Source organism: Bradyrhizobium sp. 33ap4 (genome assembly GCF_032654765.1).
Taxonomy (GTDB): domain Bacteria; phylum Pseudomonadota; class Alphaproteobacteria; order Rhizobiales; family Xanthobacteraceae; genus Bradyrhizobium; species Bradyrhizobium australafricanum.
Map to the genome: position 1 here is coordinate 53,767 of NZ_JAUMTJ010000020.1, position 22,269 is coordinate 76,035.

Annotated in this window: 20 protein-coding genes and 2 pseudogenes; 14 read left to right on the forward strand and 8 right to left on the reverse strand. The window is 65.5% G+C overall.

Annotated features, from left to right (window positions below):
• Positions 1-70 precede the first annotated feature (70 nt).
• Positions 71-636 (forward strand): annotated as a pseudogene (locus Q2M23_RS17220) (AAA family ATPase).
• An 8-nt stretch (positions 637-644) separates the two neighbouring features.
• Here Q2M23_RS17220 and Q2M23_RS17225 read toward each other — a convergent pair.
• Together Q2M23_RS17225 and bamA are read right to left on the reverse strand one after the other, a co-directional pair.
• Positions 645-1,196 (reverse strand): carboxymuconolactone decarboxylase family protein, encoded by a 552-nt coding sequence (locus Q2M23_RS17225; protein ID WP_076831821.1) that lies wholly within the window; start codon positions 1,194-1,196, stop codon positions 645-647.
• A gap of 136 nt (positions 1,197-1,332) precedes the next feature.
• Positions 1,333-3,843, reverse strand: coding sequence for an outer membrane protein assembly factor BamA (gene bamA / locus Q2M23_RS17230; RefSeq protein ID WP_316396199.1), 2,511 nt, complete (start codon positions 3,841-3,843; stop codon positions 1,333-1,335).
• Between the two features lie 284 nt (positions 3,844-4,127).
• On the opposite strand from bamA, the gene Q2M23_RS17235 reads away from it, so the two are divergent.
• Together Q2M23_RS17235 and Q2M23_RS17240 are read left to right on the forward strand one after the other, a co-directional pair.
• The gene (locus tag Q2M23_RS17235) at positions 4,128-4,850 is read left to right on the forward strand and encodes a response regulator (RefSeq protein ID WP_316396200.1); all 723 of its coding nucleotides are present in this window, start codon (positions 4,128-4,130) and stop codon (positions 4,848-4,850) included.
• Positions 4,847-6,187: an ATP-binding protein gene (locus Q2M23_RS17240; RefSeq protein WP_316396201.1), complete on the forward strand. Its 1,341-nt coding sequence runs from the start codon at positions 4,847-4,849 to the stop codon at positions 6,185-6,187. The genes Q2M23_RS17235 and Q2M23_RS17240 overlap by 4 nt, the downstream gene beginning before the upstream one ends.
• A gap of 32 nt (positions 6,188-6,219) precedes the next feature.
• Here Q2M23_RS17240 and Q2M23_RS17245 read toward each other — a convergent pair whose 3' ends face one another.
• Positions 6,220-6,687, reverse strand: coding sequence for a MarR family winged helix-turn-helix transcriptional regulator (locus Q2M23_RS17245; RefSeq protein WP_057019810.1), 468 nt, complete (start codon positions 6,685-6,687; stop codon positions 6,220-6,222).
• A 148-nt stretch (positions 6,688-6,835) separates the two neighbouring features.
• Between Q2M23_RS17245 and Q2M23_RS17250 the strand changes: the two genes are divergently transcribed.
• Together Q2M23_RS17250 and Q2M23_RS17255 are read left to right on the forward strand one after the other, a co-directional pair.
• A complete protein-coding gene (locus Q2M23_RS17250; protein ID WP_057019809.1) occupies positions 6,836-7,237 on the forward strand; it encodes an Ohr family peroxiredoxin in 402 nt (133 codons plus the stop codon).
• 96 nt (positions 7,238-7,333) lie between these two features.
• Positions 7,334-7,738: a cupin domain-containing protein gene (locus Q2M23_RS17255; RefSeq protein ID WP_316396276.1), complete on the forward strand. Its 405-nt coding sequence runs from the start codon at positions 7,334-7,336 to the stop codon at positions 7,736-7,738.
• Positions 7,739-7,789: 51 nt separating this feature from the next.
• Here the strand turns inward: Q2M23_RS17255 and Q2M23_RS17260 are convergent, their stop codons facing one another.
• Positions 7,790-9,307: an MFS transporter gene (locus Q2M23_RS17260; protein WP_316396202.1), complete on the reverse strand. Its 1,518-nt coding sequence runs from the start codon at positions 9,305-9,307 to the stop codon at positions 7,790-7,792.
• A gap of 214 nt (positions 9,308-9,521) precedes the next feature.
• On the opposite strand from Q2M23_RS17260, the gene Q2M23_RS17265 reads away from it, so the two are divergent.
• A complete protein-coding gene (locus Q2M23_RS17265) occupies positions 9,522-10,430 on the forward strand; it encodes a LysR family transcriptional regulator (protein ID WP_410469732.1) in 909 nt (302 codons plus the stop codon).
• Between the two features lie 181 nt (positions 10,431-10,611).
• Here Q2M23_RS17265 and Q2M23_RS17270 read toward each other — a convergent pair whose 3' ends face one another.
• Positions 10,612-11,523, reverse strand: coding sequence for a LysR family transcriptional regulator (locus tag Q2M23_RS17270; RefSeq protein ID WP_316396204.1), 912 nt, complete (start codon positions 11,521-11,523; stop codon positions 10,612-10,614).
• A gap of 208 nt (positions 11,524-11,731) precedes the next feature.
• Here Q2M23_RS17270 and Q2M23_RS17275 point away from each other — a divergent pair.
• A pseudogene (locus tag Q2M23_RS17275) lies at positions 11,732-11,971 on the forward strand (MFS transporter); the annotation flags it as partial.
• A gap of 62 nt (positions 11,972-12,033) precedes the next feature.
• Positions 12,034-13,086 (forward strand): MFS transporter, encoded by a 1,053-nt coding sequence (locus Q2M23_RS17280; protein ID WP_316396206.1) that lies wholly within the window; start codon positions 12,034-12,036, stop codon positions 13,084-13,086.
• Positions 13,087-13,106: 20 nt separating this feature from the next.
• Here the strand turns inward: Q2M23_RS17280 and Q2M23_RS17285 are convergent, their stop codons facing one another.
• Both Q2M23_RS17285 and Q2M23_RS17290 read right to left on the reverse strand, forming a co-directional pair.
• A complete protein-coding gene (locus Q2M23_RS17285; RefSeq protein WP_168855648.1) occupies positions 13,107-14,300 on the reverse strand; it encodes an MFS transporter in 1,194 nt (397 codons plus the stop codon).
• Positions 14,297-15,079: a GNAT family N-acetyltransferase gene (locus Q2M23_RS17290; protein WP_253587072.1), complete on the reverse strand. Its 783-nt coding sequence runs from the start codon at positions 15,077-15,079 to the stop codon at positions 14,297-14,299. Before Q2M23_RS17290 ends, Q2M23_RS17285 begins: the two co-directional genes overlap by 4 nt.
• Before the next feature lie 103 nt (positions 15,080-15,182).
• Here Q2M23_RS17290 and Q2M23_RS17295 point away from each other — a divergent pair, with 103 nt between their 5' ends.
• Positions 15,183-16,082 (forward strand): LysR family transcriptional regulator, encoded by a 900-nt coding sequence (locus Q2M23_RS17295; RefSeq protein ID WP_229159697.1) that lies wholly within the window; start codon positions 15,183-15,185, stop codon positions 16,080-16,082.
• A 129-nt stretch (positions 16,083-16,211) separates the two neighbouring features.
• Here Q2M23_RS17295 and Q2M23_RS17300 read toward each other — a convergent pair whose 3' ends face one another.
• The gene (locus Q2M23_RS17300) at positions 16,212-17,009 is read right to left on the reverse strand and encodes a DUF899 domain-containing protein (protein WP_316396207.1); all 798 of its coding nucleotides are present in this window, start codon (positions 17,007-17,009) and stop codon (positions 16,212-16,214) included.
• A gap of 181 nt (positions 17,010-17,190) precedes the next feature.
• Between Q2M23_RS17300 and Q2M23_RS17305 the strand changes: the two genes are divergently transcribed.
• From Q2M23_RS17305 to Q2M23_RS17325, 5 genes are all read left to right on the forward strand, one after another.
• Entirely contained in the window at positions 17,191-17,736 is a 546-nt protein-coding gene (locus tag Q2M23_RS17305) for a MarR family winged helix-turn-helix transcriptional regulator (RefSeq protein WP_316396208.1), read from the forward strand.
• On the forward strand, positions 17,733-18,593 hold the full coding sequence (locus tag Q2M23_RS17310; protein WP_316396209.1) for a DMT family transporter: 861 nt from the start codon (positions 17,733-17,735) through the stop codon (positions 18,591-18,593). The genes Q2M23_RS17305 and Q2M23_RS17310 overlap by 4 nt, the downstream gene beginning before the upstream one ends.
• A gap of 161 nt (positions 18,594-18,754) precedes the next feature.
• The gene (locus Q2M23_RS17315) at positions 18,755-20,842 is read left to right on the forward strand and encodes a hypothetical protein (RefSeq protein ID WP_316396210.1); all 2,088 of its coding nucleotides are present in this window, start codon (positions 18,755-18,757) and stop codon (positions 20,840-20,842) included.
• Between the two features lie 91 nt (positions 20,843-20,933).
• A complete protein-coding gene (locus tag Q2M23_RS17320; RefSeq protein ID WP_057019801.1) occupies positions 20,934-21,401 on the forward strand; it encodes a carboxymuconolactone decarboxylase family protein in 468 nt (155 codons plus the stop codon).
• A 59-nt stretch (positions 21,402-21,460) separates the two neighbouring features.
• Entirely contained in the window at positions 21,461-22,255 is a 795-nt protein-coding gene (locus Q2M23_RS17325; RefSeq protein WP_410469734.1) for a sigma-70 family RNA polymerase sigma factor, read from the forward strand.
• Positions 22,256-22,269 lie beyond the last annotated feature (14 nt).

Sequence of the window (22,269 nt, forward strand, 5' to 3'; positions counted from 1 at the left end):
TTCCCCAAGATTTCAAGCCTATCGGGCAACCCGCGTTCGCGGAGTGCTCGTTCATGCGGTGTGACGATTGATAAAAGGATACCTCTTGCAAAACCGCTTCGTCCTGATCTCCGGCTGCTCCGGCGCCGGAAAATCGACGCTGCTGGCCGATCTGCGTGCGCGCGGCTATCCGGTCGTCGAGGAGCCCGGCCGCCGTATCATCGCCCATGAGCTCGCGTCCGGCGGCAAGGCGCTGCCGTGGGTCGATGCGGCAGCATTCCTGCATCGCGCCATTGACGTCGCACTGAAAGATATGGAGATGGCCAAAGCCCATTCCGGATGGGTGTTCTTCGATCGCGGCCTGGTCGACGCGGCGTCGGCGCTCAGGCATTGACGGGCGAGCCGGTGCTGCACCCGACCTGCTCCGTCCATCGCTACCACAGATGCGTGTTCATGACGCCGCCGTGGCCCGAGATCTACCTCACCGATCCGGAGCGGCGGCACGGCTTCGAGGCCGCAATGGCCGAGTATCGGCGGCTGATGGAGACGCTTCCAACGCTCGGCTACGACGTGATCCACCTGCCGAAGGTATCGCCGTCCGCGCGCGCCGATTTCGTGCTGGCGACGCTCGGCGGCGGCATCCTGACTGAGGCCTGATCAGGCCGTCACTCCGCGGCCTCGCGCTGCGGAACGCCCTGCTCGACGTCGAGCTGCAAGATGTCGTTGAAGCGATTGAAGGCGCCGCACAGCGCGATCCGCCAGGTCAGCTCGACGATCTGCGCTTCCGAGAAATGTTCGCGCAGCCGTGCGAAGATCTCGTCGCGGGTCTTGTTCCAGTTGTTGGTTACGGCGATCGCATATTCGACCACGAGCTTGTCGAGCGCATCGAGCTCGGGATGATCCTGATAGTCGAGCAGCCGTTCGGCGCCCGCTTCCGAAACTCCCTGGATCGCGAGCTTCGGCGCATGGTGCGACACGCAATAATCGCACTTGTTCAGCAGCGACACCGTCACCAGCGCGAGCTCGAGATGCCGCTTCGAGACCACCGCCTCGTCGGCGAGATCGACCAGCAGCGACCACATGTGCTTGAAGATCGGCGGGCGCTGCGCCATGACGCCGGCCTGGTTCTCGAACGCGCCATAGGTGGTCATCTTGTCCCACAGCGGCTTGAGCTCGCCCGGCAGGTCGTTCCTGGTCTTGATTGACACGCGTGACATGGATTGCCTCGGATCGGAAATTGAACCAATGCAGCCTGCCCCGCTTCGCCTGATACCGCAAGCGGCAGCACGGCATGGCAGGCGTCACGCTGGCCGCAACCCGCGGCGCGGTCCGGCAAGCGGAGCAACCGTCGGCTCAAAACGACGTCCCGCCTCCGAACCGGAACTCCTGCACGATGTCGTACTTGCCCTTCGTGATCGGCACGGCGTAATCGAAGCGCAGCGGGCCGAACGGCGAGGCCCAGATCAGGCCGACACCGACCGAGGTTCGCACCACGTTCCCATCGTCGTATTGAAGGCCGCATTTGCAAGCAGCCGTATTCACCTCGCCGGTTGGGGCCCACGACGTCGGGCCTTGATAACCCCAGAGCGAGCCGGCGTCCGCATAGACAGCCCCCTTCAGCCCAACCTCAGAGGGCAGGAACCAGAACGGCATCTGCAGCTCCATCGACGCACCCCAGTATTTGGTGCCGCCGAGCGCATCCCCGACCGCGCCAAGGCTCGCATAGGTGATGTCGCGCGGGCCGATGCCGTTGGTGGCAAAGCCGCGCACCAGATTCGGCCCCATCTGGAAATGATCCAGCATGCGCAGATCGTTGTCGCCGACCTTGGTGAGCAGGCCGCCCTGCAGGTGGATCAGTCCGACCAGGTCGGACACCAGCGGCGTATAGTATTTCGCGTCGACCGCGCTCTTCAGATACGTCACGTCGCCGCCGACGCCGGCAAAGTCCTGCTTGAAGTCGATCAGCAGGCCATCGGTCGGGTTCTTGTTGTTGTCGACGGTGTTGTAGCTCAGGGTGTAGCCGATCTGCGAGGTCCAGGTCGCCCCTGCGGCCAGCTCCTTGCGCACCGGCAAGGTGGATTCGCCGTCGCCGTAGCAGCCATATCCATACAGCCCCGACGAGACCGAGTTGGTGGGATCGACGCCGCCGAGCACACTCTGGATGTAGGCAGGCGTCGGATTGAACGCGAGCGACGGGTTGGACGGATTGTTGTTGCAGTTCGCGTAGGCGCTATCGAGCGAGATTTCCTGCTGATAGAGCGAGTATCGCAACTGGAGGGTCAGGTCTTCGCGCAAGGCCAGGCCGAGCCGCGGCGAGAACCCGATCGTATTCACGCCATAGGTCGTGTAGTCCGTCGGCAATTGCTCCTTGTAATACGCATCGAGCCCGAGCGCGACGCGATAGTCGAGCAAATACGGTTCGACAAAGGACAGCGACAGGCCGCGCGAGTACTGGCCGTAGCTGACCGTTGCCTTGGCAAACAGGCCACGGCCGAGCAGATTTCGCTCCGAGATGCTGACCTCGGCGAGCGCGCCGTCCGTCGTGGAATAACCGCCAGACACCGAGAAGTCGCCGGTCGACTTTTCCTCCAGGTTGACGATCAGAACGACGCGATCGCTCGTCGAGCCGGGCTCGGTGGTGATCTTGACCGTCTTGAAATAGTCGAGATTCTTCAGCCGCCGCTCGGCGCGATCGACCAGCGCACGGTTATATGCATCGCCCTCGGAGAGATCGAACTCGCGCCGGATCACGTAGTCTCGGGTGCGGCCGTTGCCGCGAATGTCGATCCGCTCGATATAGGTGCGCGGCCCCTCCTCCACGCGAAACATGATCCCCACCGTGTGGGCCTCGAAATTCCGTGCGCCGTCCGGACGGACCACCGCGAAGGCGTAACCGCGGCGTGACGCTTCGATCTGCATGTCCTCGACCGACTTCTCGACCGCCTCGACATTGTAGAGCGAGCCTTCGCCGACGCGCGACAATGAACGCAGCGTCGTCGGATCGAAGCCCGCAATGTTCGAGCGGAAACTCACCGTCGCAACGCGGTACTGCTGCCCCTCATCGATCTTGAACGTCACCTGAAAGCCCTTGCGCTCCGGATCATACTCGGCGAGCGCTGCCACGACCTGGACGTCCGCGTAGCCGTGCTTCAGATAGAAGCGGCGGATCAGGTCACGGTCGGCCTCGACCCGATCCGGGTCGTAGATGTCGGCATTGCCGAGAAAGCTCAGGAAGTTTGTCTCATGGGTCTTGATCACGTCTTTCAGGCGCGCCGCCGAAAAACTGTTATTGCCCATGAACGCGATGGTCTTGATGCCGGTCTTCGCTCCCTCGTCGACGGTGAAGACGAGATCGACGCGATTGTTCGAGCGCTCGATGATTTCCGGCGTAACGTGCACGTCGTAGCGGCCTGAGCGCCGATAGATCTCGGCGATCCGCAGTGCATCGGACTGCACCATCGGCCGCGACAGGGTGCCCCGCGGCTTGGACTGCATTTCGGCCGAGAGCTGCTCGTCCTTGATCTTTTTGTTGCCCTCGAACGCGACGCGGTCGATCACTGGATTCTCGATCACGGAAACGACGATCCTGCCGCCCGCCTGATTGATCTTGACGTCCTGGAACGACCCGGTCCCGACCAGCTCCTTGAGGGCGTCGTCGATGGCAGCTTGATCGAGATGGCCGCCGGGCCCCGGCCTGAAATAGGAGCGGATGGTCTCCGCCTCTACCCTCCGGTTGCCTTCGACCGTGATCGCATCAAGCGATTGGGCCGCCGCCGGAGCCAACAATGGCCATATCACCGGCGCCCCCGGAATCGAAAAGCCCGACAGCACGATCGCCGCGACAAAGCCCCGCCACGTCTTCATTCCACACCTCGCGAACAAGCCCCCCGTTGTGTCGGGATGGTGACGGCTGCGGTGTGGCTGCAGGATTGCGGAATTATTTCCAGTGGTTTGGGACTGTTAGCGCGACGCGATGCAGCCAGCATCGCGGATTGTTTCGGGCTGCGAGCGACGCTTACAGTTCAGAAACACTATGCTTACGAAAAGGCGCAATGCCGCCCACAAGCGACGCCTATGCTGGTCGATTGGTGGCTGAGCGCGCACCAGATCGCGCACAACATGACTTTGACAGGACCTAGTCGCTGACCATGCTTGCACACACTCCAAAGATCCTGGTCGTCGAGGACGATCTGCCGACCAGAGACTTGATCGCCCGCTACCTGCGCGACCAATCCTGCCTGGTGGCCACGGCCTCGAACGGCAGGGAAATGGATCGTTACCTCGCCGGGCATTCGCTCGATCTCGTCATCCTCGATCTGATGCTGCCCGGAGAGGATGGATTGACCCTGTGTCGCCGCCTGCGCGGCGACTCGACGATCCCGATCATCATGCTCACGGCGAAAGGCGAGGACCTCGACCGGATCCTCGGGCTCGAGATGGGCGCGGACAATTATCTCGCCAAACCGTTCAATCCGCGTGAGCTGCTGGCGCGGATCAACGCGGTGCTGCGCCGCCAGGCCCAGGCCGGCCTTGCCGGGCGCTCGGGCCAAAGCGCCGCGCGCCTGCGCTTCCAGGACTGGACCATCGATCTTCGCCTGCGCGAACTGCGCGATCCCGACGGCGCCCAGGTCCCGTTGACCAGCGCGGAGTTCGACCTGCTGCAGGTGTTCTGCGAGCGACCCGGCCGGATCCTCACGCGCGATGGCCTCTTGACCATGACGCGCAGCCGGCCGGCCAGTCCATTCGGGCGCAGCATCGACGTCTTGGTCAGCCGGCTTCGCCGCAAGCTCGATACGAGCGAAGGATCGTCGGTGATCCGGACGGTACGCACCGGCGGCTACATCTTCACACCGCATGTGGAGGACGCATGAGCTGGACCCGCAGGATTGCCGCGCTTTTCAGCTTCCACCGGATCAGTGGCCAGATCGCCGCGCTGATCCTGCTGTCGCTGGTGCTCATCCATGCGCTGATCGGGCTTTATTTCGTCAGCCAGAAGCCGAGATCGTTCGCGGACAGGCCGATCCATCAGTTCCAGCTGGTTGCCAAGCTTCTGGCCGAGGCCCCTGCGGCCGATCGCGCAACGCTGTTGCGCGCGGCCGATCGAGCCTTTCCTCGCCTGCACCTCACATTGCGCGACGCAGGTCCGGGCTCGTCTGACAGTGCTTCGTCAGAGCCGCCCGGCGTCGACGATATCGACGAGTTTTCCTCGAAGACCGCGCCGGCGGCGGTTCGGTTGCCGGACGGAGTCCTGTTCGAAGCGACGATCGGCCCGACGAAAATGCCGCCCTTCTTCGGCGGATTCTGGGTCAGCACGTTCCTGTTCCTGTTCGTCAGCGTCACGCTGCTCGGCGTGTGGGCCGGCCGCGCGCTCAGCGCGCCGCTGTCCGCGTTCGCCCGCGCCGCCGAGAATTTCAGCATCAGCCAGGCGGCCGCGCCGCTGCCGGAGACCGGCCCGGAGGAAATCCGCGCCGCAGCAGTCGCGCTCAATCGCATGCGCGAACGCATCACCACGTTGATGAATGACCGCACGCGCATGCTCGCCGCCATCAGTCACGACCTGCGCACGCCGATCACCCGGTTGCGGCTCAGGTCCGAATATATCGAAAACGATGCCCAGCGCGCGGAGACCCTGCACGACCTCGATCAGATGCAGGCGATGCTGGAATCCGTGCTGTCATTCCTGAGCGGCGGCAGCGCGGCGAAGCCGACGCTTGTGAACGTCGCTGCGCTGCTGCAGACGATCTGCGAGCAATTCTCCGATTGCGGTCACGTCGTGCGCTACCAGGGCCCGAACAGGGCTTCGCTCCTGATCCGCCCGAGCGAGATCAGCCGCACCGTGACCAACCTGGTGGAGAACGCCCTGAGGTTCGGTAGCGAAGTCGATATCCGGCTGACCGCGTCAGCCGATCAGGCCACCATCGATGTCTCGGACGACGGTCCGGGGATTCCAGAGCACCGCCGGGCCGAAATGCTGAAGCCGTTCGTCCGCGGAGACGAGGCCCGCACCATGGACGAGACAAGCGGCTTCGGACTTGGCCTTTCGATCGCGCAGGCCATGGTGTGCGGGCATGGCGGCCAGCTGTCGCTGCACGACAACACGCGGCACGGCCTTCTTGTTCGCATCAAATTGCCGGGGCCCGTGCACCCTGGATCGGATCGAAGTGGGACGAGCGCGTCGCGACCCGCAGTTCCTGAGCTCGTTGGCTAGAGCAAATTCAGGATCGGGTTTGGCCCGCAGGATCATCCCTTCCTCGGATCGGCGCGTGTGTTGCGCAGCAGATTGTCGCGCAGCCTCGCGACGGTCTTCTGCACGACGGGAAATTCGTCTCCGAGCCCGGTGGCTTCGACCAGGGACACATTGATGTCCTTGTCGAGCAGGCGCCGGCCTGCCGCCGTCAGGCTCACGCGAACCTGCCGCTCATCGGCGGGATCTCTGACGCGGCTGATATAGCCGCTCTGCTCCAGCTTCTTGAGGATCGGCGTCAGCGTGTTGGATTCCAGAAACAGCTTTTCGCCGAGCGCGCTGACGGTCTGCTCGTCCGCCTCCGACAGCGCCACCATGGCGATGTATTGGGTGTAGGTCAGGCCGACCGCATCCAGGATCGGCTTGTAGGCGCGGCCGAAGGCCAGATTGGCCGAATAGACCGCAAAGCACAGAAAATTCGAGAGTTTTCGGCCCTTGGTCTCGGCCTTGGAGGTGCGGGTCACGGGCGTCTCCGGAGTTTGTGATGTCGCGATCCATATAAATCGTATCCGATTAAATCGGAAGTGCTTGACACGATCAAGCCTGAAGCCTATTTCGACGCGCACACGATTAGATCGGACACGATCTATATTCATCCCAAAGGAGCTCGCCATGACCGCCAATGCAAAGGTTCTCGTCACTGGAAAGACCCACGTCACCGCCGGCCCGAACGGCGCCGCCCGCTCGCGCGACGGCTTCCTCGACGTCAAGCTGCCGCAGCCGCACCCCGCCGCGGAAAACCTGTTCGCGGCCGCCTGGTCGGCCTGCTACATCGGCGCGATCCAGCTCGCCGCCGGTCAGCGCAAGGTCAAGCTCGCGAGCGAGCCCGAGGTCGACGCCGAGATCGATCTGAACCAGGCCGGCAGCGCCTTCTTCCTGAGCGCCCGCCTCAACGTCCACGTCCCCGGCGTCGAGCGCGAGGTCGCGCAGGAGCTGATCGAAGCCGCGCACGGCATCTGCCCCTACTCCAAGGCGGTCCACGGCAACATCGATGTCACGACCACCCTCGTCTGAAACGAGCACATGACGATCTCCGACGTGGGCCGGCCGCTTGCCGGCTCGCGGTCGGGCAAGTCCAGAAGACTGGAGTTCAAGATGACCAGCAAGCTGATGAAGGCAACGCGCCTGCTCGCAAGGACGGTCTTGTTCACCGCAAGCCTCCTGACCATACCGAGCGCACAGGCGCAGCAACCGGCCGGTTTCACGCGAACCGACCTGCAGCGCCACGACCTCAGCGCCGGCGGACGTGAAGCCGTGCAGGTGCGGGTCGACATCGCGCCGGGCAAGGCCTTCGGCCGCCACACGCATCCGGGCGAAGAAATCATCTACGTGCTCGCCGGCACCCTCGAATACGACGTCGACGGCAGGCCGCCGGCGAGGCTGAAGGCCGGCGACGTGTTGTTCATTCCCGCCGGCACGGTCCATGCGGCGAGGAATGTCGGCGACGTCACCGCCAGCGAGCTTGCGACTTACATCGTCGAGAAGGACGAGCCGCTGCTGACCCTCGTGAAGTGACCGGTACCGCCTGCCCGCCCCGGCGCCTGGGCAGGCACGGCGACATCGTGTTCACTTCGTGCCGTGAGCCTCGGCCTGCCGCACCGGCCGCGCATTGAAGATCAGGAAGCTGAGCGCGGCCATGATCCACACCCCGATGCCGCCATAGAGCATCACCCAGCCGAAGCCGCTCGCGAGTGCCTGATGCACGACCGGGCCGGTCAGCTCCGGCGCGGCTGCGACGTCGCCGGCCGCGATTCGCTCGCCGATCGCGCGAAGTTGCGCGCCGTCCAGCGCCGGTAGCAACGCCTTCAGATGCGCCAGCACGCCGCTTGCCAGGATGAAGCCCATCAGCGCGATGTTGACCGAAAGCGAAACCATCCGCGCGCTCATGTCGATGCCCGAGGCCATGCCGGCGCGGTCGCTCGAGACCGAGCCGGTCGTCGTGTTGGTGACCGGCGTGTTGGTGATGCCGAGGCCAATTCCGGCGAGCAGGCAGCCGGGCAGCATCGTCAGCCAGTCCGGCTGCGCGGCGGCGCTGGCGAATTTCATCAGCATGAATCCGGCGCCGATCGTGAACAGCCCCACCGGAATGATCAGTCCGGGCTGATAGCGCAGCGACAGTCGTTCGGCGAACGGCGGCATCACCAGCGTCGGCAGCGTGTAGGCAAGCAAGGCAAGTCCCGCGGACACGCTGTCATAGCCGAGGCCTGCATGAAACCAGATCGGCAGATAGATCATGAAAGGCCAGTAGCTGAGGTTCATCGCCGCCGAGCCGACGATCGAACCGGAGAAAGCCGGGATCCGAAAGACAGAGAAGTCGAACATCGGCCGCCGGCTGACCCGCTCGGCAACAAGGAACGCTCCGAAGCTCACCGCGGATACGCCGAGAATCGCAAGCCCCTTCGAGCTGACGAAGCCGAGATCCGGCCCCTGCGTGATGTAGAAGGCGAGGCAGAACACCGCGACCGACATCGTCACGATACCGGCGACGTCGAGGCTGCTGGCCTTTGGGTCCCTCGATTCATGCACACCGCCGATCGTGAGCAGGAACGCCGCGGCCGCGAACAGCACGTGGACGAGGAACACCCACTCCCAGCTCAGCACCGCGACAACGGCGCCGCCGATGATCGGGCCGAAGCCGAGGCCGATGCCGAAGATGACGCCCCACCAGCCCCAGGCGACGGCGCGCACCCGGCCGCCCTGGAATTCGTGCGAGAGCACGGCGATCTGGCAGATCAAGAGTGCGCCGCCGCTGAGGCCCTGCAGGAGCCGGGCGAAGATCAGCATTTCGACGCTCGAGGCAATGCCGCAGATCAGCGAGGTGATGCCGAACGCCGCGATCGCGACCAGGAAGATGCGCTTGCGTCCATAGCGGTCCGCGACCGTCCCGATCGCCATCAGCACCGTGGTGACCGCGATCGTGTAGGCGTTCATGATCCATTGCAGCGCCTTGAAGTCGGCATGCAGCACCCGCTCCAGCGTCGGCAGGATCGCGGGGATGCTGGAAATCTCCAATCCGAACATCAGGCAGGCAAGGCAAACGGCGGACAGCACGACAGCGCCGCGGCGGCTCAGTTCAGTAGACATGATCAGGCCTTTTGTTGTGGCAAGCCAACGGCATACCGCACGCTGTTGCCAGGGTGCTGGCAGCAGCGTCGGTCGATCGACTCACGATGTATTGAGGCAGCAGCGGCAGGAATCGGGTGGCCACGGCGCTTCACAACGCAAAGCTAGTCATGGCTTGAGCATTGGTGAATTGGATGACTAGATATTTCAGAGACAACAAATCCGGATGACTGACATGACCACGCTCGACGTCGACGCCGTGAAGACATTCGTGACCATCGCCGATCTCAAGAGCTTTACGCGCGCCGCTGAAACACTCGGCACCACGCAGGGCGCGATCAGCGTCAAGTTGAAGCGGCTGGAAAGCCAGCTCGGCCACAGGCTGATCGAACGGACACCGCGCCTGGTGCGCCTGTCGGCGCAGGGCGCAGCTTTCCTCGCCCCGGCGCAGGAATTGCTCGGCGCGCATGATCGCGCCGTCGCGGCGTTGTCGCCCGTGCGCCCGCGTCGCTTCTCGCTCGGCATTGCCACCCATGTCGGCGGCGCGGAGGTTCCGACCTTGCTGACGCGGCTGCATGCGCACGACCCGGCGCTCACCATCGAAGTCCGGCTCGAGGATTCCCGCGACCTGCTCGACGCCTTCGACCGCGGCGAGATCGATGCCGCCATCATCCGCCGCGAGGACGACCGCCGCGACGGCGAGATGCTGGCGACGGACCACTATGGCTGGTTCGCCACGCCGGACTTCGTCCATCGCGCGGGCGAGCCGCTGCGGCTCGCCGCCTCCTCGCCGTCCTGCGGCGTGCTCAACATCGCGACGCGCGCGCTGGCGGCGGCGAACATCCCGTGGACGGAAACTTTCCTCGGCTGCGGGTCCTTTGCTGTCGCCGATGCGGTCGCCGCAGGCCTCGCTACGTCGGTGTTCTCCCGCCGGCTCGCCCCGGCCGGGACGATCGAGGTCAGCGGGCGGCTCGGCCTGCCTGCCCTGCCGCCGTCCGAGATCATGCTGCTGTCGGCGCTGTCAGATGCAAAATCACGCGCGGTGCTGAAGACGATCGTTGGTGCCTTTCGCGAGCATCATCGGATGCCTGCGAATCGCGCGGCAGAGGACATCCATACCGTCACGGAAGTTGTCGGCTCCTGAACGGTCTGCGCGCCGGCCGGCTAGTGTGCTGAATGCGAAGTTCGTGCGATTTCGCGGCAGCCACTTTCACGAACTTCGCATTCATAAAGCACACTAGAATCATAAGTTTGCTAGTGTCCTTATCGAATCCGAAGTTCACTCCGAAGGTGCGGCAAATGATGCGAACTTCGGATTCGGGACACTAGCGACGCGCGCTTCCGGCGTGCTTTCCCTCGAACAGCGCACGCTCCGAGGTGAGTGCCCTGGCGAAAAAATCGAGCGTCGCGCGGATGCGCGCGGTGCGCTTGAGATCGTCATGGGTCAATAGCCACAGCGCCGAGCGCGGCTCCGCGAGTGCTTTCGGCATCAGGCGGCGCAGCGTGGGCGCGAGATCGCCGACATAGCAGGGCAGCAGGGCAAGCCCCAATCCCGCCGCAGCAGCATCGCGCAGCGCCGGAAGCGCATCGACCCGGCAGGTGATCCGCACCGAACGCACGTTCTCGCGCATCCAGCCGGCGATGACGGTCCCCGCCAGCGCATCGTCGAGCCCGATCCAGTCGTGCACCGACAGATCCCCGTCGACGCGGCGGGCGAGATAGGCGCGCGATCCGTAGACCGCATGGGCAATATCGGCAATGCGCCGTCCGACCAGCAATTCGGATGGCGCCGGCGTCGGTCGGATCGCGATCTCGGCCTCGCGGCGCGTCAGGTTCGCCATCGCATTCGAGATGATGATTTCCGGCTGGATCTCCGGATGCGCGGCGCGCATCGCCGGCAGATGCCGCATCAGCACCGCGCCGAGCGTGTCCGTCGTCGTGATCCGCACCGGGCCCGACGGCCTGAGGTCCTGGCCCGCCAGCTTGCGCTCGAGCGCAAGCACCTCGTCCTCGAGCCGGGCTGCCGACGCCGCCGCGATCTCGCCGGCCGGTGTCGGCGCGTAACCGTCGCGGAAACGTTCGAACAGCCGCGTTCCGATCGCATCCTCGATCGTGGCGAGCCGGCGAAACACGGTGGAATGCGTGACGCCGAGCCGGCGCGCCGCCCCCGAGAGGCTGCCTTCCCGCGCAACCGCAAGGACAAGGCGAAGGTCATTCCAGTCAAGCGGGCTGTTCATTTTTGCAAACTCAATTGGCAGAGTTGGCGAATACCTTATCACGGACAAACAGGCCATCTTCCCGAAAAGTTCGGCCGACGGGCGCACCTCGTGTGCCGCGCTGGCAACGCAGAGGAGCTGGCAGGTGACGAGCGAGACCACCGAGACGTTGCGATTGCACGCCGCGCGCCCGGCGACGGTCGACCCGCGGCGATGGCGGGCGCTGCCGGTGCTGCTCACCGGCGCCTTCCTGCCGATCCTCGATTTCAATGTCGTCAACCTCGCACTGCCAGCCATTCGCGACAATCTCGGCGCCAGCTCGAGCGACGTGCAGTTCGTGATCTCGGCCTATGCCGCAACCTACGCCGTGTTCCTGATCACCGGCGGCCGGCTCGGCGATCTCCTGGGGCGGCGGCAGATGTTTTTGATCGGCGTCGCCGGCTTCACGATCGCATCCGTGCTGTGCGGCATCGCGTGGTCACCGGCCATGCTGGTCGCCGGACGGATCTTGCAGGGCCTCACCGCCACTGTATGGCCCCGCAGGTGCTCGCCTCGATCCGCGTGCTGTTTCCGGCGACCGAACAGGGCCGCGCGCTCGGCTTCTATGGCGCGACCTTCGGCCTTGCTAATATCTGCGGCCAGCTGCTGGGCGGCGTGCTCGTCTCGGCGCAACCGTTCGGACTGGCCTGGCAGGCGATCTTCCTGATCAACGTGCCGATCGGCCTCGCCGCCTTCGTCGGCGGCCTGCTGTACCTCGCCGACTCGCGCGCCGCGCACGCGCAGAGGCTCGACGTCGGCGGCGTCATCCTGCTGTCGCTCACGCTCGGCCTTCTGGTCTATCCGCTGATCGAGGGTCGGGAATCCGGCTGGCCTATCTGGATCGTCGCGATGCTGCTGGCATCTCCGCTGATGCTCGCCGCCTTCGTCCGCTTCGAGGCGCGGCTCGAAGCCCGCGGCGGCGATCCGCTGGTCGCGCCGCATCTGCTGCGCAACAGCGATTTCGTGATCGGGCTGGTGATGGCGCTCGCCTTCTACATGCTGTCGTCGTTCTATTTGACCTTCGCGGTCTACCTGCAAAATGGCCTGCACCAATCTCCGCTGGAAGCCGGCCTTGCCACCCTGCCCTTTGCCGCCGGCTTCTTCGTCAGCTCGCTGGTATCATCGCTGGTGATGCAATGGCTCGGTGCCCGCACGCTGACGCTGGGCTTTGCGCTCCAGGTTGTCGGCTTCGGTGTCGTGATTCTGTCGGTCGGTGGCGCGCTTCCGCAAAGCCTCGAATTCGGCCTGATCTGCGGCGGGCTCGGCTTCGGCACCGTGATGCCCTCGGTGATCAAGGCTGTGATCGGCAGCATCGATCCACGCCATGCCGGGCTGGCATCGGGGATGATGATCTCGACCTTCCAGATCGGCGCGGCACTCGGCGTCGCGATTATCGGCGGCGTCTTCTACAGCCTGCTCGGGCCGCATCCGCAGGCCGACGACTACGCGCACGCCTTCACGATCGCGCTCGGCTGCAATGTCGCGCTGCTGGCGCTCGGCGGCTGGCTGTCACTGTGGCTGCCGCGCGAGCCGGCGGCGGGTTGAGATCGACACCGCCGACGCGGCTATTGCTTCGCGGCCGCGAGCGGCGGCGGAAACAGCAGCTTGAGCAGGATGGCGGCAAGCAGCGTCACCAGGGCGAGACCGGTGGAGAGATAGAGCGCGCTCGCATCGCCGAACCGGTCGATCACGATTGCATAGATCAGCGGCGCCGCCGCCGGCAGGATGAAGCTCGGGACAATGAGCCGGCCGACCAGCGTGCCATAGCTGCGATGATCGAACAGGATGAGCGGCAGCGTTCCCCTGGTGATGGTCAGAATGCCGTTGCAGGCGCCGTAGAGCAGCGCAAACGCGATCCCCATCTCCCGCGCTGATCCGCTGAACAGGCCGGCGATGAAGGAGAGCGGCATGATCAGACAGGCCATCAGGTTGAGCGCGAGCGGATCGAGCCGGACGCCGAACAGGACTTCGCAGAGACGCGCGGCGGATTGCCCGATCCCCCGCAGCGTTGCGATCCAGACCGCAACAGTGACGGTGAGCCCGAGGCCGGTGAGCACCGCGATCATGTGCGCGGACATGCCCGCGTTCAGGAAGTTCGCGCCGGTCATGATTACGGCATAGAGCCCGCTCGCCGCTGCAAGCTGCCGCCGCCCCACCGCGCGCGGTTGCCTCGATGCCACCGCAGCAGCGCCCGGCACGCCGGCAAATCGCTGGTTCGGAATCAGCAGATGCAGCGGGATCGTCAATAGCGCAATGCCGGCATAGGCCAGCACCGCGCTGCGCCAGCCGAAATGGTCCGATAGCGTATGGCCGAGCGGCCAGAACACGGTGGCGGCCAAGCCACCAAGCAAGGTGATCCCGGACATCGCACGGCGCGCCTCCGGCCCGCCGATCCGGGCCAGCGCCGCGAAGGCCGCATCGTACAGCGTCAGCCGCATGCCGAGGCCAAGAACGATCCAGGATGCGAAATAGCTGCCGATCTGGTGCGAGAGCGCGAGACCCGCGCAGCCGAGCGCGTTGATCACCGCCCCCGCGACCATGACCTGCCGGCCGCCGCTTTTGTCCACCCACCTGCCCGCAAGGGGCGACGTCACGCCCATCACCAAGAGCGCCGCGGCAAATCCGCCGTAGACGATGTCGCGGCTCCAGCCGAGATCCGCGGCGATCTGCTCGCCGAACCCGCCGATCAGATAGTAGGTCGCGCCCCACGAGATCAGTTGAGCCAGCCCGAGGGCAATCACGACCCGGCGTGCGATCACCGGGCCGTTTCCCTGTCTGACGGAAGCGTGGAAGCGCCCGGCCCCAGCGGCCGCTGCATCAGCACGGTGTCGACCCATTGCCCGAGCTTGAAGCCCACCGACCTCAGCGTCCCCACCATCTCGAAGCCCATGCGACGGTGCAGCGCGATCGATCCGGCGTTGCCGCTGTTACCGATCACGGCGATCATTTGCCGCCAGGGTCCCGCCTCCGACCGTTCGATCAGCGCCCGCAGCAGCGCCGCACCGACGCGGCGGCCACGCAGGGCTTCCGACACGTAGACCGAGTCTTCAATGGTGTTGCGATAGGCCGGCCGTGGCCGGTACGCCGTCGCGTAGGAGTAGCCGGCCACCCGTCCGTCGATATCGGCCACGAGATACGGCAGCCCCGCGGCCAGCACGGCGGCACGGCGCCCGAGCATCTCGTCGAGTGTCGGTGGCACTTCCTCGAAGGTCGCCAGCCCGTTGAGCACGTGGTGCGCGTAGATGCGCTGCACCTCCGCCATGTCGACCTCTGTGGCGTCGCGGATCACGGTGTCTTCGTTGTCTCTCATCCTTGCCTCGTCTAGCGGCATCATGCCCGTGCTTCGACGGCGCGTCGGTGCACGCTGCGGGCACCACGGGCTCATCTCGACATCGCTGCGCGACAGTCCGACATCCGCCAGCAGGCGATCATCGAGCTCGCGCAGCGCCTGCCGGCGGCGGATGCGCGAATGCGGCGAGACCGCAAGATAGCGCCCCAGCTCGACGATGACACCGCCAATGGACTTGAGGGCGGACAATGCCTGCTCCCGGTCTGCCGAAGCCGTCGCTTGCCGGACTATGCGCCCCGGCGTTATATAAGTGAAGCTTTGACAGCTTATGCACGGCATAAGAGATACTTTGATGAAAAACCTCAACCTCGATTATCTCGAAAGCTTCGCCGTCGTGATCGACTGCGGGAGCTTCTCGGCGGCAGCCGAGCGGCTGCAACTCACGCAGCCCGCGGTGAGCCTGCAGGTGCGCCAGCTCGAGCGCAGCCTGAATGCGACGTTGATCGAGCGGGTCGGACGCAAGGCCAGACCGACCGCCGCCGGCGTCGCGCTGCTCTCCCATGCGCATCAGATCAATGCGGCGGTGGCGTCGGCGGTCGACGCCGTTGCACAGCAGACGACCGGAACGGCAGGCCGCGTGCGGCTCGGCACCGGCGCGACCGCCTGCATCTTCCTGCTGCCGCCGATCCTGAAGGAGCTGCGCGCCGCGCTGCCCTCGCTGGAGATCACGGTCACGACCGGCAACACCGCGGAGATCGCAAGGGCGGTCGAGGAAAACACCATCGACATCGCGCTCGTCACGCTGCCGGTGTCGGGACGCAGCTTCGAGATCACGCCGGTCATGAACGACGAGTTCGTGCTGATCGCGCCCCGCGACATGCAACTGCCGGCGCGGATCACGCCGGAGGTGCTGGCGACCAGGCCGGTGCTGCTGTTCGAGCCGGGCGGCAACACCAGGCGCACCGCGGACGAGTGGCTGGCCCGCGGCGGCGTGTCCTTGAAGCCGTTGATGTCGCTCGGCAGCGTCGAGGCGATCAAGGAGATGGTGCGCGCCGGGCTGGGCTGTGCGGTGCTGCCCGGCATGGCCGTCCCCGCGAGGACCAAGCAGCGCGACCTGGTCGTCCGGTCGCTGTCACCAAAGCTCTACCGCCGGCTCGCGGTGGTGATCCGCCGCGACAAGCGCCTCGATCGCGGGCTGCGGCAGACCTTGTCGGCGCTGAAGGCACTCTCGGCCAAGGACAATGGCCGCTAGAGCGTCGAGCGAGGCGGACGCCGGTCCGCGTCAAGAAAGCAGGCAAGACAAGAAGCGGAAGCTTCGGTTCTGATCCAATCAAAACCGAAGCCCTCGGAAGCACGCCGCGCGTTCTCCCCGTTCTACCCCTTACGTCGCTTTGCGCTCCCGCTCCGCGATCTTGCGGAACGCGGCTTCGCCGGCATCGGTCACCGCCGCCCATTTTGCGTTCGGCGTGGCCTCGGCGTCGTAATTGTCGTGCCAGTTCCACCATTTGTAGGTCGGGCTCTGCGGATAACCCTTCGGCGAGTCCTCCCAGAGTTCCTGGCGGCCGAGCGGCGTGATGTCGAGATAGCTCCACACCGTACCCATCGCCTCGTCGCCGCGGCTGTTGACGAAATAGGTGCGGAAGATCCGCTCGCCGTCGCGGATGAAGACGTTGTGGCCGTGCCACTCGGCAACGCCGAAGTCGGTGTCAAAACTGTCGGTGATCGTGTACCACGGCATGTCCCACCCCATCCGCGCCTTCAGCCGCGCGATGTCGGCCTGCGGCGCGCGCGAGGCGTAAGCCAGCGTGGTGTCGCGCTGATTCAGATGGGAGAGATGACTGACCTGATCGGCGCCGAGCGAACAGCCGCGGCAGCCATGGTCCGGCCAGCCGAACACGCCGGGCTCGAAGAAGGCGCGGTAGATGATCAGCTGCCGGCGGCCCTCGAACAGGTCGAGCAGGCTCGCCTTGCCGTTCGGTCCTTCGAAGACATACGGCTTCTCGACCGCCATCCAGGGCATCCGCCGCCGCTCCGCCGCAAGCGCGTCGCGTGCCCGCACCTGGGCCTTCTCCTTCACCAGCATCTCCAGGCGCGCCGCCTCCCACGCTTCCCGCGACACCACGGGTGGTGTCTGCATCGCCGCCAGTCCGCCGCGATCGTTTTCAGCTGATTTATTCATGATGGTCTCTCCATCTCCGATTTGGACGAACTCCGCTCCCCGAGCGCGGTTCCAGCGCCGGCGGCCGTTCGTCATTGGCCATGCCGCAATCTGGCTCGGCAGCGTTGGCGAGCGGGAGTGACAAGTGTGTCGGGATTTTTCGCGCAGGTGGTCAGACCGCATCATCATATTTGTGATATGCATGCACTTTGCAATTAACTATGCGAACCTCGCCGGCATGAAGCAAACCGCTGCCCCCGCGTCCGATGATGGCCTCAAGCTCAGCGCCTGGCTGCCTTACCGCCTGTTCCTGGTCGCGGCGCAGGTCGCCCGACCGCTCGAGCGCTTCTACGGCGAGACGTTCGGATTGAGCCAGGCGGGCTGGCGCATCCTCGCCGTTATCGCCGAGCGCGACGCGGCCAACGCCTCCGAGATCGGCCGCGCCTGCGCGCTCGATCCGTTCGCGGTCAGCCGCGGCATTGGCCAGCTCACAGAGCTCGGCTTCGCGGTGCGACGCTCCGGCAAGTCCGACCGGCGCTTCGCCGCCGTCAGCATCACCCGCAGCGGCCGGGCCGCGTTCAACCGGATCGCCGAACTCGGCAGCGCGATCGAAGCGCGGCTGCTGGCGCGGCTGTCGGAGAGCGAACGCGCCACGCTCGATTCCGCCCTCACCCGGCTTGAGGGAGCAAGCGCGCGGATCGACGCCGACGGCTGGCGCGCACTGCGCGATGACGCCGGCGCGCCATGACGGCCCTGCTGTTCGCAGTGACCGCGCTGCTCTGGGGCGGCGGCGCGCTGGCAACGGCGATGCAGGCCGGCGTGACGCCCGCGCCGTGGTCGGTCGCGCTGCGCATGGTGCTCGCGGGCGTCATCCTGCTCGGCTACGGCCGGATGCGCGGCGTGCCGCTTGCGATCCCGCGCAAGGACCGGCCGGCGGTCGCGTTGCAGGGCCTGCTGTTCTTCGCCATTGCCTTCATCGCCTTCTATGAGGCGACCGCACGCATGCCGAGCGGGCTTGCGGCACTCGTGCTGTCGACATCGTCGCTGTTCGCGGCCGTGATCGCGCGTGCCGTGCTCGGTGTGCCGATCTCTTCCGGATTCGTGTGGGGCGCGCTGTGCGGCGTTCTCGGCCTCGCGATCATCTTCCTGCCCGGCGTCGCCGCGCATGGCGCCGCGCCGCTTGCGGGATTCGCCTGGGCGCTCACTGCGGCCATCGCAACCGGCGCCGGGACAACGGTCGGTGCGCGCAACCAGCGCGCCGGACTGCCTGTCGTCTCCGTGCTCGGCTGGGGCGCGTTCGTCGGCGCGACAGCGAGCGCGCTGTGGGCCGTCGCGACGGGCACGCCGTTTGCGGCCGACATCTCGCCCTCCTACGTGACGAGCTTCCTCTATCTTGCGATTGCCGCGTCCTGCATCACCTTCATGCTCTATTTCGAGCTGGTGCGTCGGCTCGGTCCTGGCCGCGCGGCCTATACGCTTGCGCTGGTGCCGCTCGTCGCGCTCGTGCTGTCGGCGCTGTTCGAACACCTCGCGCTGGGTTGGCCGGTGCTCGCCGGCGCCGTCGCGATCCTCGCCGGCAACGTCCTGGTGCTGGCGCGCGATTGACCGGCTCGTCGGCGCACGCAAGGAGGCATGCGGCAAGTTGTCCCCGCCGGCGATCGCCGGCCGGTCAACCTCTTATTTCCCGATCGCATTAATCGGACGTTGTCCGGCTCGCATATAAAGAAGCAACCCGGGCCGACGAGGCGGCTTCGCAGGGTTACCCGATGGTGAATTCCATCCGCAAAATCGGCAACACCGAGTACTTCGCAATCCAGGCCGATGGCCAGGATGACTGGATCATGCGTCCTGCCCTCGGCCAGCGGCCCGCGCGGAATGCCGGGCTGCTGCTGGATGGCATCGCCTGGTTCTTCAACACCGACGCGGGATTCATCTTCTATGATCTCGCGCGTCGCCAACTCGTCGATCGGCTGCAAACGCCCTGGGCGCGCGGCCACGACGGAAAGGACGCGCGCGACGATTATCTGAGTTACGGATTTCTCCAGAGCAAGGATGGCCGGTTAGTCTATCTCCTGCTTTATCACGCCGCGAACGCGACTGACCTGCATGTCATCGACCTCGAGCGCAGGGCGATCGTCCGCTCGGTTCTGGACATGCCGAGCGGCAACTCGCTGTGCCCGCCGGTTCTGGACCAGGCTGGCCGGATTCTGGTTTCCGCGTTCCGGCACGACAACGGAATCGTTGCACTGTTGCTGCGCATCGATCCGCAGACGGGCCATCACGATGTGTCGAGCTGCGAGGGATCGCGGGCGAGGTCGTTCCTGATCCGCTCGAGCCCGTGCGGCCGCTATTGGCTGCGCGCCGACAATTCCCGGCTCCCCATGATTACCGAGGAGAGCTCGCTCGTCTCCCGGTTGCTGGGCAGAGACACCACGGCGCGGCGGGAGTATTTCAGCTTATGGCAGGCCTTTCCGCTCCGGCGGCTGCACTCCGTCGCGCCGATGTGGATGCAGGCGGAAGGGTTGCCCGACACGGCCCAGCTCGACCTCGACAGACGGAAGCAGGGATTGCCGCCTCGGCGAGGCGAGATCTACCGCAAGGTGTCGCAGTTACTCGATCGCGAGGCCACGCTGACGACCAACCAGATCAACGCGAAATCGCATCCCGATCTGTGGCCGGATCCGAATAGCCACTACGCCAATGTCAGCAGCAATCTCCGCGACTTCGAACTCTCCGAGCGCGACGTGATCGGCTGGCAAGGCGATAGCCAGGCTTTCTGGTTGAAGCGGCATGACTTCGTCGCCTGCGTCGGTGTGGACGGGACGGTTTCGCCCAAGATCATGCTGGAGCGGTTCGGGATGGACGACCGTCCCTGGCTGGCACGCGCCCGCGGCTGGTCGAAGGCGACGCCCCTGCCCGACCGTCGCCTCGATATGCGGTTCACGGAGGGGATGGTGACGGTCTCCGGCGCGCCAGGCGATCCGGTACACCGCGTCCGGGCGGTGCCCATAACCGAGGATCATTTCAGGCCCGCGCCACCCGAGCCGCAAGAAGAGGACAAGGATGCCGCGCTCGCCAAGAAGGCCGAGACGCTCGCCAGGCGGTTCAGCACCTACACCGTCGATCTCGCCTCGATGAGCGAGCCCGATTGTGTCGCAGCCATCGATGCGCTCACGGCGCAGATCGGTCCCGATATCAACGAGCGTCCCTACGACAACCACCTGCAGGCGGTGTTCCGTTGCGACGGCAAGCGGCTCAACGAGAAGAAGTTCTTCTCGCATGTTGCGAAGCACTGCCCCGGCACCGCACCTGCGATCCGCGGGCTGATCGACGCGGCGTGCACGCACATCGGACCGCATGCCAACGCCTGGTACGATCCTTACGGAGACGAGATTCCTACCGCGCTGTTCGGCTACGCCGCCTGGTGCCTCGCGCGCCTGGACAAAACGAGCAACGATGTCCTGCTGCGCTACTACGGGCTGGTCGATACCGATCACGAGAACTTCTTTTTCGAGAAGATCGCTCCGTTGATGCTGGAGAACGCAGGCGACGCGAGTCCTCGCCTGGAGCTCGCGGAGCAATTCTATTTCGGCGACCTCGGCAATGCCATCGATCACGCCGCGCTCTGGCGAATGGCGAAGATGGCCGAGCATGCGGCGAGCCTGATGACGGCGCAGCAGTACGCGGCGCGATTGCTGGCGCGCGCAGCCGCGACCTCCGCCGCGCGATCGAAGTCGGAGTTCGGGTATTATTGTTTCGACAATCTCGCGCGGTTCCTGACGGATCCTTGGCGATGGGAAACAGAGCTGCTGCAAGAACTCCGCCAAGCGGCGAGCGATCTCGCGCCCCAATAGCGCCGCGGCAGATGAAAATATCACGCCGGCATGTCACATTCGCCGTTCCTCGTTCGTCATGATGTCGTCAACCAACCCAGGGAAACCGACCATGACTGTCAGACTTGATCCGCTCGCCGCCGCCCCCAAGATCATGAAGATCTGGTTCGACGCGTCGGTCGCGATCTCCTCCAGCCTCGAGCCGAAGCTCGCCGAGCTCGTGAAGATTCGCGCCTCGGAGATCAACGGCTGCGCCAATTGCATCAATTTGCACACGACATTCGCCCGCGATGAGGGTGAGACCGAGCAGCGCATCTACCTGCTGTCGGCCTGGCGCGAAGCGCCCTGCTACACCGATCGCGAGCGCGCCGCGCTCGGCTGGACCGAGGCCCTGACTCGGATCTGCGAGCAGCACACCCATGTCGCGGCCTACGAGGCGCTGAAGGCGCATTTCACGCCGGAGGAGCAGGTCAAGGTGACCTTGCTGATCAACATCATCAACGGCTGGAACCGGATCGCGGTCGGCTTTGGCGGCTTCGTCGATCCGCACGTGATCAAGGCCAGGATGGCCGCGGCGTGACCGCGGAAACGGCACGAGACGACGCAGCGGCTGACTTCGCGCCGCTGCGTCCCGGGCTGATGCGCGTCGCCTATCGCATGCTCGGCTCGGTGGCCGATGCCGAGGACATGGTGCAGGAGGCGTTCATCCGCTGGATGAAGGCCGACCGCAGCGAGGTGCGCGAGACGGAGGCGTTCCTGCGCCGCACGGTGACGCGGCTCTGCCTCGATCAGCTCAAATCCGCGCGCCGCCAGCGCGAGACCTATGTCGGCCCGTGGCTTCCGGATCCCGTCGTCGAGGAGCAGGACGATGACGTCACCCTGCCGCTGATGCTGGCGCTGGAGCGGCTGTCGCCGCTGGAGCGCGCGGCCTTCCTGCTGCACGACGTGTTCGGACTTGGCTTCGACGAGGTCGCGGCAACCATCCAGCGAACGCCGGCGACCTGCCGTCAGCTCGCCGGCCGCGCGCGCAACCATATCCGCGAGGCGCGCCCGCGCTTCCAGATCGAGAAGCAGCGCGGCATCGCGCTCGCCGAGGCCTTCTTCGCGGCATCGCGCAGCGGCGACATGAAGGCGCTCGGTGCCATGCTGGCGGCCGATGTCAGCGTGCATGCCGACGGCGGCGGCAAGCGTCCGGCAGCGAACAAGCCGATCCTCGGCTTCGATGCCGTGATGCGCTTGCATGAATCGCTGGCGGCGCATTTCCGCAACCACAGCTCGCACCTGGTTCGCACCCGCTTCATCAACGGATTGCCCGGCTTCATCACGCTCGAGACCGACGGCGAGCTGTCGACCACCGCGCTCGACATCGAGGACGGCAAGGTCGTGGCGATCTATCTGGTGAGGAACCCGGACAAGTTGCGGCATCTGCACTAGGCGGCATGGCTTCA